Source organism: Comamonas faecalis (assembly GCF_039538025.1).
GTDB classification, from domain to species: Bacteria; Pseudomonadota; Gammaproteobacteria; order Burkholderiales; family Burkholderiaceae_C; genus Comamonas_C; species Comamonas_C faecalis.
The window spans coordinates 1-10,430 of record NZ_BAABBP010000053.1; the positions used below are offsets into that span (position 1 = coordinate 1).

General features: G+C 68.0%; 7 protein-coding genes. 5 read left to right on the top strand and 2 right to left on the bottom strand.

Going from position 1 to position 10,430, the window contains the following annotated elements:
• Positions 1–76 precede the first annotated feature (76 nt).
• Complete coding sequence (locus ABD767_RS16985) at positions 77–790, top strand: aldehyde dehydrogenase family protein (RefSeq protein ID WP_344869991.1); 714 nt, start codon at positions 77–79, stop codon at positions 788–790.
• A complete protein-coding gene (locus tag ABD767_RS16990) occupies positions 787–1,497 on the top strand; it encodes an alpha/beta fold hydrolase (protein WP_344869992.1) in 711 nt (236 codons plus the stop codon). Before ABD767_RS16985 ends, ABD767_RS16990 begins: the two co-directional genes overlap by 4 nt.
• A gap of 9 nt (positions 1,498–1,506) precedes the next feature.
• Here ABD767_RS16990 and mutS read toward each other — a convergent pair whose 3' ends face one another.
• Positions 1,507–4,143 (bottom strand): DNA mismatch repair protein MutS, encoded by a 2,637-nt coding sequence (gene mutS, locus ABD767_RS16995; protein WP_103046280.1) that lies wholly within the window; start codon positions 4,141–4,143, stop codon positions 1,507–1,509.
• A 111-nt stretch (positions 4,144–4,254) separates the two neighbouring features.
• Positions 4,255–5,667 carry a short-chain fatty acyl-CoA regulator family protein gene (locus ABD767_RS17000; protein WP_103046276.1) on the bottom strand — a complete coding sequence of 471 codons (1,413 nt, stop codon included), beginning with the start codon at positions 5,665–5,667 and terminating at the stop codon, positions 4,255–4,257.
• Positions 5,668–5,793: 126 nt separating this feature from the next.
• On the opposite strand from ABD767_RS17000, the gene ABD767_RS17005 reads away from it, so the two are divergent.
• The 3 genes from ABD767_RS17005 to acnD all read left to right on the top strand — a co-directional run bounded on the left by ABD767_RS17005 (position 5,794) and on the right by acnD (position 10,153).
• Positions 5,794–6,192 (top strand): hotdog domain-containing protein, encoded by a 399-nt coding sequence (locus ABD767_RS17005; protein ID WP_103046277.1) that lies wholly within the window; start codon positions 5,794–5,796, stop codon positions 6,190–6,192.
• On the top strand, positions 6,189–7,364 hold the full coding sequence (gene prpC / locus ABD767_RS17010; protein WP_103046278.1) for a bifunctional 2-methylcitrate synthase/citrate synthase: 1,176 nt from the start codon (positions 6,189–6,191) through the stop codon (positions 7,362–7,364). The genes ABD767_RS17005 and prpC overlap by 4 nt, the downstream gene beginning before the upstream one ends.
• Positions 7,365–7,543: 179 nt before the next feature.
• Entirely contained in the window at positions 7,544–10,153 is a 2,610-nt protein-coding gene (acnD, locus tag ABD767_RS17015) for a Fe/S-dependent 2-methylisocitrate dehydratase AcnD (RefSeq protein ID WP_344869993.1), read from the top strand.
• Positions 10,154–10,430 lie beyond the last annotated feature (277 nt).

The window sequence follows — 10,430 nt, forward strand, 5'->3', positions numbered from 1 at the left end:
GCCGCACTGCGGCTTTATTGCGCCCGCTTCGGGCTGTCGATGCAGGCTGTCATTGCTGTGCTGCTCGCCGCTTCGCATGAGCACCAGCCTGCCGGCAGTTGAAAACGGAATTGTTCAGGGCGGACTAGGTATGTTTGCCAACAGTGGCCAAGCTTGTTTTGCTGGCACCCGTATCCTGGTGCAGCAGAGCATTGCCGACCAGTTTATTGAGGCTTTCGTTGCCCGTGCCCAGCAAATCCGCGTTGGCGATCCATTCGACATCCAAACCGAACTCGGGCCGCTGGCCTATGCAGCGCACTTTGAGCGCGTACGCCAGTTCTGCCGGCCGACGGCAGACGATCAGGTGCCGGTGCTGGGCGGTGGCCAGCGGGTGGGCGAGCGCGGTTACTTTCTTGCGCCCACCACCTTGCTCGCGCGCAGTCCGCAGGCACGCGCCTGGCGCGAGGAAATTTTTGGCCCTGTGGTCACCTTCATGACATACGACCGTTTCGACCAAGCCCTGGCTCTGGCCAATGATTCGAACTACGGACTCGCGGGCTACGTGTGGAGCAACCGCCTGGATGAGACCATGGCCGCCTCGCAACGTCTGCGTGCAGGCATGGTCATGGTCAACTCGCCGCTGGTCATGGACTTGCGTATGCCATTTGGCGGCTACAACGAATCGGGTATTGGCCGCGAGGGCATTGAAGGTCTGCGTGCGCTCTATACCGAAGAGAAGCAGGTTGCGATCGCGCTCAAGCCCTTCAAGTCGCCCATGCGCCTGGGGGCGTGGGCAGGAGGATCTGCGTGACAACAACATCCTTGAACGAATTGGTGCTGATACCCGACCTGAACAATACGCACGCCGTGTTCGACAGCGTGGTCAAGGCGTTACCAGCTTCCGTGCAGGCGCTGGCGGTGGACAACCCAGCAATCGATACTGTCGAAGGTATTGCCCAAGCGCTGCTGCCGACCCTGCCCGAGCGTTTTTGGTTGGCTGGATTTTCTTTTGGCGGCTATGTGGCACTAGCGATGCTAGAAGCTGCGCCCCAGCGGGTACAAGGTATTGCGTTGCTGTGCACCTCACCGTTTGCCGACGGCCCCGAGGCAATTGCGCGCCGGCGTACCTCACTTGAAAAAGTGGAGCAGGGCGGCTATTTCAATCTGATCCAAAGCCAAGCAGCACTGGCTTTTCACCCCGACAGCCTAAGTAACGCAGCGCTGATGGCCGAGCGCGAAGAAATGGTGCGTGCCTATGGGGCGCAGCGCTATCTTGCCCATGTGCGTGCCACGATTGCCCGCCCCGATCGTTCAGTTTTGCTGGATGGCCGACGCCCGACGCTGGTGTTGGCCGCCTCGCACGACAAGGCTTTCTCCGTTGACACGCTCTGGAGATATGCAGACCGTATTCCCGGCGTCCAAAAGGCCTTGATCAACGATGCTGGTCACATGGCACCGATGGAAAAACCCATTCAAGTTGCGACCGCATTGGCGCGCTGGATGCAGACGCCGGCTTGACGGTGTTCGTCAGGACAGCAGCCGCTTGAGCTGGTACAGCGCATCCAGCGCCTCGCGCGGGCTCAGCGCGTCGGGGTTGATGTCGGCAAGCGCCGCTTCCACCGCGCTCGCGGCCTGCACCTCGGGCATGGGGGGCGGCGCGAACAGGTCGACCTGCAGCCTGTCGGCGCCGGCGCGCTCTTCCAGCGTGGCCAGCGCGTGGCGTGCGTGGCGCAGCACGGCGGCGGGCATGCCGGCGAGCTTGGCGACCTGGATGCCGTAGCTGCGGCTGGCCGGGCCGGCCTGGATTTCGTGCAGGAAGACGATGTCCTGGCCGTCTTCCACCGCGCTCACGTGCAGGTTGACCGCGTGGCGCGCGCTGGCGGGCAGCTCGGTGAGCTCGAAGTAATGCGTGGCGAACAGCGTGAAGGCCTGGGTCTTGTCGTGCAGCTGGGTGGCAATGCTGCTGGCCAGCGCCAGGCCGTCGAAGGTGCTGGTGCCGCGGCCGATCTCGTCCATCAGCACCAGGCTGTGCGGCGTGGCCGCGTGCAGGATTTGCGCGGCTTCGACCATCTCCAGCATGAAGGTGGACTGCGCGTTGGCCAGGTCGTCGGCCGCGCCGATGCGTGTGTGGATCGCGTCGATTGGCCCCAGGCGGCAGCGGCTGGCCGGCACGTGGCTGCCCATGCTGGCCAGCAGCACGATCAGCGCCACCTGGCGCATGTAGGTGGATTTGCCGCCCATGTTGGGGCCGGTGATGATCTGCATGCGCTGGTTGGCATGCATGTGCGTGTGGTTGGCGATGAAGGCGCCGCTCGACGTTTCGGCCAGGCGCGCCTCGACGACCGGGTGGCGCCCGGCCTCGATCTCGATGCAGGGCTGCTCGACGAACTGCGGCGCGCACCAGCCCAAAGTCAGCGAGCGCTCGGCAAGGCAGCACAGCACGTCGAGCTGCGCCAGCGCCTGCGCCACCCGCGTGAGCTGCGGCACGTGGGGCTGCAGCTGGTCGAGCAACTGCTCGTACAGCCATTTCTCGCGGGCAAGCGCCCGCTCCTGCGCCGACAGCGCCTTGTCCTCGAAGGCCTTGAGCTCGGGTGTGATGAAGCGCTCGGCGTTCTTCAGCGTCTGGCGGCGGCGGTAGTCGCCCGGCACCTTGCCCACGTGGCTGCTGGTGACCTCGATGTAAAAACCGTGCACCTTGTTGAACTGCACGCGCAGGTTGGGAATGCCGGTGCGCGCCTTCTCGCGCGCCTCCAGCTCCAGCAGAAAGCCGTCGCAGTTGTCCTGGATGGCGCGCAGCTCGTCCAGCTCGGCGTCAAAGCCGCCGGAAATCACGCCGCCGTCGCGCACCAGCGCCGCGGGCTCGGGGGCAATGGCGGCCTGCAGCAGCGCGGTGCAGTCGGCTGGCGGCGCCAGCTCATCGAACAGCTGGGCCAGGTAGGCCTCAGGCACGGCAGAGCCGCCGGCCGACTGCGCCAGCAGCTGGCATTTGTGCAGCGTCAGGCCAAGCGCGACCAGCTCGCGCGGGCGCACCTGGCGCAGCGCAACGCGCGCGGTGATGCGCTCCACGTCGGCCACGCCCTTGAGTTCGCCGCGCAGCAGCTGCCAGCTGCCTTCGCGCAGCGCGACGGTGGCGGCCAGGCGCCGGCGCGCGCTGGTGCGCTCGCGCTCGGGCTCCAGCAGCCAGGTGCGCAGCAGGCGGCTGCCCATGCCGGTCATGCAGCTGTCCAGCAGCGACAGCAGCGTGGGCGCGTCCTCGCCGCGCAGCGTCTGCGTCAGCTCCAGGTTGCGCCGCGTGGTGGCGGGCAGGGCGATCAGCGCGTCGCCGCGCTGTACCTGCACGCTGTGGATGTGCGTGAGCTGGCGCCCCTGGGTGTGCTCGGCGTAGTGCAGCAGCGCGGCGCTGGCGGCGTGCGCGTCGGGCAGGTCCTGCGCGCTCCACGCGGCCAGCGTGGCGGCGCCCAGGTGCTGCAACAGCTGGCGCTCGCCCAGCGGGGCGTCGAACTGCCAGTCCGGGCGCGGCGACATCGGGCAGGAGAAGCTGCCGGCCTGGCGCAGCTGCTGCAGCTGCTGCTCGAAGCGCTGCGTGCAGCCTGCGCTGTAGATCAGCTCGCTGGGCGCAATGCGCGCCAGCCAGCCGCCCAGCGCGTCCAGTGCGCACTCGGCCAGGTACACCCGCCCCTGCGTGAGCGACAGCCACGCCAGGCCGCAGCGCGCGCGCCGGCCCTGGTGCACGGCCAGCAGCAGCGACTCGCTCTTGTCGTGCAGCAGCTCGGTGTCGGTCAGCGTGCCGGGCGTGACCACGCGCACCACCTTGCGCTCGACCGGCCCCTTGGCCGCGCCCACGTCGCCCACCTGCTCGGCAATCGCGACCGACTCGCCCAGCTTGATCAGCCGCGCGAGGTAGTTCTCCAGTGCGTGGAAGGGCACGCCGGCCATCATCACCGGCTGTCCGGCCGACTGGCCGCGCTGGGTCAGCGTGATGTCCAAGAGGCGCGCGGCCTTCTCGGCGTCGGCGTAGAACAGCTCGTAGAAGTCGCCCATGCGGTACAGCAGCAGCGTGTCGGGGTAGCCGGCCTTGAGCGTCAGGTACTGCGCCATCATGGGCGTGTGGCCGGCCAGCGCGTCGGGCGCGGGCGTGGGAGGGGAGGGGGTTTTTTCCGTCATTGCGTCTGGGGCTGCGCCGAGCGCGTTGCTCATGTGCTGCGCATGCCCGCATTCCTGTGGGTGGGCGGTGCAGGCTCCGATGTTACCGGCCGGGCGGTGTGCGGCGTCGCCTCAGGGCGCAACGCCGTAGGGCGTGAAGCGGCTGTGGTTCTCGTCCACCTGCAGCGACTGGCCGATGAACGGAAACGCGCGCTGCAGACAGTCGGTGCGCTCGCACACCTTGCAGCCCATGCCGATCGGTGTGGCCGCCGCCGGATCGCGCAAATCCAGGCCGCGGGCATAGACCAGGCGCGGCGCGTGGCGCAGGTCGCAGCCCAGGCCGACGGAAAACAGCCGCTGCGGCGCGCCGTAGCCGCCGGTGTGGCTGGAGACGGTGCGCGCAATCCACAGGTAGCTGCGCCCGTCGGGCATGCGCGCCAGCTGCGGCAGGATGCGCCCGGGCTGGGTGAAGGCCTCGTACACATTCCACAGTGGACAGGTGCCGCCAGTGCGGCTGAAGTGAAAGTGCGTGGCCGACTGGCGCTTGGAGATGTTGCCTGCGCGGTCCACGCGCACGAAGAAAAACGGCACGCCCGGCGCGTCCGGGCGCTGCAGCGTGGACAGGCGGTGGCACACGGTCTCGAAGCCCACGTCAAACTGCTGGCCCAGCAGGTCGATGTCGTAGTGCAGGCGCTCGGCCGCCTGCAGAAAGCGCGTGTAGGGCAGCAGCAGCGCGCCGGCAAAGTAGTTGGCCAGCCCGATGCGCGCCAGCGTGCGCGATGCGGCGTCGTCCTGCAGCGGGCGCACCGACACCAGCGCATCGATCACCGCCCCGTGCTCGACCAGCGCCAGCTGCGTGGCGAGCTGGAACGCCTGCTGCGACGCGCTGAGCGCGGCCGACAGCCGCAGCGTGCGCCCGGCCGGGTCGAACTGGCGCTTGCCCTGGTTCGGCGCGTCGCCTTGCAGCACCCGGATCTGGTGGCGCTGGTGCAGGCGCAGGCCAAGCCAGTCGACCAGTGCGGCGCCCTGCGCGGGCGCGTCGGTGGCCAGCGCCTCGGCCAGGCGGTCGATCTCGTCGAAATAGTTCTGGTTGGCAAAAAAGAAGTCGCGCACCACCTCAAACGGCATGGCGCGCGGCACGGCCAGGTTGCTGCGGTCGTCGCCCATGCGCGCCACCATGGTTTCCAGCTGCTCCTGGCTGGCAAGGGTGCGCTGGTGCAGCGCCAGCAGCGCGCGGCCCAGCGCCGGCATTTGCGCTGCCACCTCCTGCAGCTCGGGCAGGGCGACGGGCTCGGGCGCGTCCGCCAGCGCCTCGCGCATCGCGGCGACCAGGCGCGCCTCCTCGTCCTCGGAGAACTGCTGGATGTCCACGCCCAGTGCGCGGTGCAGCTTGAGCAGCACCTGCACCGTCAGCGGGCGCTGGTTCTGCTCGATCTGGTTCAGGTAACTGGGCGACAGGCCCAGCGCCTGGGCCAGCGCGGTCTGCGACAGGCCGCGCTCGGCGCGCAGCTTGCGCAGCTTGACGCCCATGAAGGTCTTTTTCATGCCGCTGTTCCTGGGTGGTGGAGGTGATGGATATTTGCAAAATTCGCAAATTTCTGGATTGTGCTTCGCAAGATTTTGCCTTTTCAGCCCTGGTTGGAGGACGCTATTTTGCGTAAATTGCGAAGCATGACAACACCTATCGGAACCGTAGAGACACGTAAGCTGGTGCTGCCGGTGAGCGCCAACCACCACGGCACGCTGTTTGCCGGGCAGGGCCTGCAGCTGATGGCGCAGGCTGCCTTTCTGGCCGCGCGAGGCCTGGCGCAGCGCGAGGTCGTGATGGCGAGCGTGACGGGCGTGGACTTTCTCGCGCCCGTGCCCGTTGGCAGCCAACTCACGCTGCGCGCCTGGGTCAGCCGTGTGGGGCGCAGTTCCATGACTGTGTGCGTGACCGCGCTGGCTGACCAGCCGGACATACCGCCCGAGGAGGTGTTGAAAGGATTGTTCGAGATGGTGGCGGTAGACGCCGCTGGCCGTCCCGTCGCCATTGAATGTTCGTATCGCAACCAGGAGACCCAACGATGAATACCGCCACCCTCGCCGCAGCTCCCGCCGCAGCCGCCGCGCCCCTGAAGGTCAAGAAATCCGTCGCGCTGTCGGGCGTGACCGCGGGCAATACCGCCCTGTGTACCGTGGGTCGCACGGGCAACGACCTGCACTACCGCGGCTACGACATCCTCGACATGGCCGAGGTCTGCGAGTTCGAGGAAGTCGCCCACCTGCTGGTGCACGGCAAGCTGCCCACGCGCGCCGAGCTCAAGAGCTACAAGGCCAGGCTGCGCGCGCTGCGCGGCCTGCCCGGCATCGCCCGCGCGGCCCTGGAGCAACTGCCCGCCGCCAGCCACCCGATGGACGTGATGCGCACGGGCGTATCGGCCCTGGGCTGCGCGCTGCCCGAAAAGGACGACCACAACCTGGCAGGCAGCCGCGACATTGCCGACCGGCTGATGGCCAGCCTGGGATCGATGCTGCTGTACTGGTACCACTTCAGCAACTCGGGCCGGCGCATCGAGGTGGAGACCGATGACGACTCCATCGGCGGCCACTTCCTGCACCTGCTGCACGGCGTCAAGCCGCCCGAGAGCTGGGTGCGCGCCATGCACACCTCGCTCAACCTGTACGCCGAGCACGAGTTCAACGCATCCACCTTCACCGCGCGCGTGATCGCCGGCACGGGCAGCGACATGTATTCCAGCATCTCGGGCGCCATCGGCGCGCTGCGCGGCCCCAAGCATGGTGGCGCGAACGAGGTGGCGTTTGAAGTCCAGAAGCGCTACGACGACCCCGACGAGGCCGAGGCCGACATCCGCCGCCGCGTGCAGGCCAAGGAGGTGGTGATCGGCTTCGGCCACCCGGTCTATACCATCAGTGATCCGCGCAACGTGGTCATCAAGGGCGTGGCCAGACGCTTGTCGCAGGAGGCTGGTTCGACCAAGATGTTCGACATTGCCGAGCGGCTGGAAAACGTCATGTGGGAAGCCAAGCAGATGTTCCCCAACCTCGACTGGTTCAGCGCCGTCAGCTACCACATGATGCAGGTGCCCACCGCGATGTTCACCCCGCTGTTCGTCATCGCGCGCACCAGCGGCTGGGCGGCGCACGTGATCGAGCAGCGGGTGGATAACAAGATCATCCGGCCCAGCGCGAACTACACCGGGCCGGAGGGTCGGGAATTCGTGCCGATCGAGGCGCGTTGAATCGCACCAATCATCAAAAACCGTAGCTGCCTTGCCTGTCTTTGCTCCTTCCCCCGCTGGGGGAAGGCTGGGATGGGGGCCTGCAGCGCCAATACGCCTCCCTGCCACACACGGCAAGCGCCAGCCCCCACGGAGGGGGCAAGCCGCAAGTGCCGCTTTGAGCTGACTTGATGCCCACCATGAACACCGCCCATAGAAAACCCCTTCCCGGCACGGCCGTGGACTACTTCGACGCCCGCGAGGCCGTCGAGCAGCTGCAGCCCGGCGCCTGGGCCGCGCTGCCCTACACGGCGCGCGTGCACGCCGAAAACCTGGTGCGCCGCGCCGACCCGGCGCATCTGGACGACTACCTGCGCCAGCTCACCGAGCGCCGGCGTGACCTGGACTTTCCGTGGTACCCGGTGCGCGTGGTCTGCCACGACATTCTGGGCCAGACGGCGCTGGTCGACCTGGCGGGCCTGCGCGAGGCCATTGCCGCCGCCGGTGGCGACCCGGCGCAGGTCAACCCGGTGGTGCCGGTGCAGCTCATCGTCGACCACTCGCTGGCGGTGGAGGCGCCCGGCTTCGACAAGGACGCGTTCGCCAAGAACCGCGCCATCGAGGACCGCCGCAACGCCGACCGCTTCGACTTCATCGACTGGTGCAAGCGCGCGTTCGACAACGTGCAGGTGATCCCGGCGGGCACCGGGATCATGCACCAGATCAACCTGGAGAAGATGTCGCCCGTGGTCTACGTCCAGGACGGCGCGGCCTTCCCCGATACCTGCGTCGGCACCGACAGCCACACGCCGCACGTCGATGCGCTGGGCGTGATCGCGGTCGGCGTGGGCGGGCTGGAGGCCGAGGCCGTGATGCTCGGACGCCCCAGCTGGATGCGCCTGCCCGACATCGTGGCCGTGGAGCTGGCCGGCCGGCCCGGCCCCGGCATCACCGCCACCGACGTGGTGCTGGCGCTGACCGAGTTCCTGCGCCAGCAGAAGGTGGTGGGCGCCTACCTGGAGTTTCGCGGCCCGGGGGCGGCTGCGCTGACCGTTGGCGACCGCGCCACCATCTCCAACATGGCGCCCGAATACGGCGCCACGGCGGCGCTGTTCTTCATCGACGGCAACACGCTGGACTACCTGCGCCTGACCGGGCGCGAGGAAGAGCAGATCCGGCTGGTGGAGGCCTACGCCAAAACCTGCGGCTTTTGGGCCAGCGACCTGGCCGGCGCGCGCTACGAGCGCACGCTGCATTTCGACCTGGCCAGCGTCACGCGCGCGCTGGCCGGCCCCAGCAACCCGCACCGCCGCCTGCCGGTCGCGGCGCTGGCCGAGCGCGGCATTGCCGACGAGGCCAAGCTGGACGCCGCGCACGCCGACGAGGCCAGGGGTTTGATCCCCGACGGCGCGGTCATCATCGCGGCGATCACCAGCTGCACCAACACCAGCAACCCGCGCAACGTGATTGCCGCCGCGCTGCTGGCGCGCAACGCCAATGCGCGCGGGCTGGCGCGCAAGCCGTGGGTCAAGACGTCGCTCGCGCCCGGCTCGCGGGCGGTGGAGCTGTATCTGAAAGAGGCCGGCCTGCTGGGCGAACTGGAGCAACTGGGCTTTGGCATCGTCGGCTTTGCCTGCACCACCTGCAACGGCATGAGCGGCGCGCTCGACCCGGCCATCGAGCAAGAGGTGCTGGAGCGCGACCTGTACGTGACGGCCGTGCTGTCGGGCAACCGCAACTTCGACGGGCGCATCCACCCCCATGCCAGGCAGGCCTTCCTGGCCAGCCCGCCGCTGGTCATCGCCTACGCCATCGCCGGCACGGTGCGCTTCGACATCGAAAAGGACGCACTGGGCACCGACGCGCAGGGCCGGCCCGTGTACCTGAAGGACATCTGGCCCAGCGACGAGGAGATCGACGCCGTGGTGCGGGCCAGCGTCAAGCCCGAGCAGTTCCGCCGCATCTACGCGCCGCTGTTCGCGCAGCGCGCCGGCGCGGCGCGTGCCAAACCGCTGTACGACTGGCGCGCGCAAAGCACCTACATCCGCTGCCCGCCGTACTGGGAGGGGGCGCTGGCCGGCGTGCGCACGCTGGCCGGCCTGCGGCCGCTGGCCGTCCTGGGCGACAACATCACCACCGACCACCTCTCGCCCAGCAACGCCATCTTGCCCGCCAGCGCCGCCGGCGAGTACCTGGCCAGGATGGGCCTGCCGCCCGAGGACTTCAACTCCTACGCCACGCACCGGGGCGACCACCTGACCGCGCAGCGCGCCACCTTTGCCAATCCCAAGCTGGTCAACGAGATGGCCGTGGTCGATGGCGCGATCCGGCAGGGGTCGCTCGCGCGCGTGGAGCCGGACGGCACCGTCATGCGCATGTGGGAGGCGATCGAGACCTATATGCAGCGCGGCCAGCCGTTGATCGTCATCGCCGGCGCCGACTACGGCCAGGGGTCGAGCCGCGACTGGGCCGCCAAGGGCGTGCGCCTGGCCGGTGTGGAGGTGGTGGTGGCCGAGGGCTTCGAGCGCATCCACCGCACCAATCTGATCGGCATGGGCGTGCTGCCGCTGGAGTTCAAGCCGGGCGCCACGCGCCTGACGCTGGGGCTGGACGGCACCGAGACCTACGACGTGCAGGGCGCGCCGCAGCCGGGGGCGCAGCTCACGCTGGTCGTCCACCGCAAGAGCGGCCAGGTGGAGCATGTGCCGGTCACCTGCCGCCTGGATACCGCCGACGAAGTCAGCGTGTACCAGGCTGGCGGTGTGCTGCAGCGCTTCGCGCAGGATTTTTTGGCGTCCAATCAGGCTTGAGCCCTTGTGCATTCACTCCCGCCCCCTCTGGGGGAGGGTTGGGGCGGGGGCCAGCGGCGCTTGCATTCGAATGCCGGCAAGATGCCGGCGCTCCCGGCCCCCATCCCCGCCTTCCCCCAGAGGGGAAGGAGCAATAAAGAAAGTCCCTTGATCAGTAGTGTCCGGTTTATTTGATATGGACAAGCCGCAAAGCCAGTGCTGACGCGGGTTTCGACAGATTCATGGGTGTCCACGATTTGAATTTGCAATGGCGCATTTGCGATCCTTTCAGGTTTGA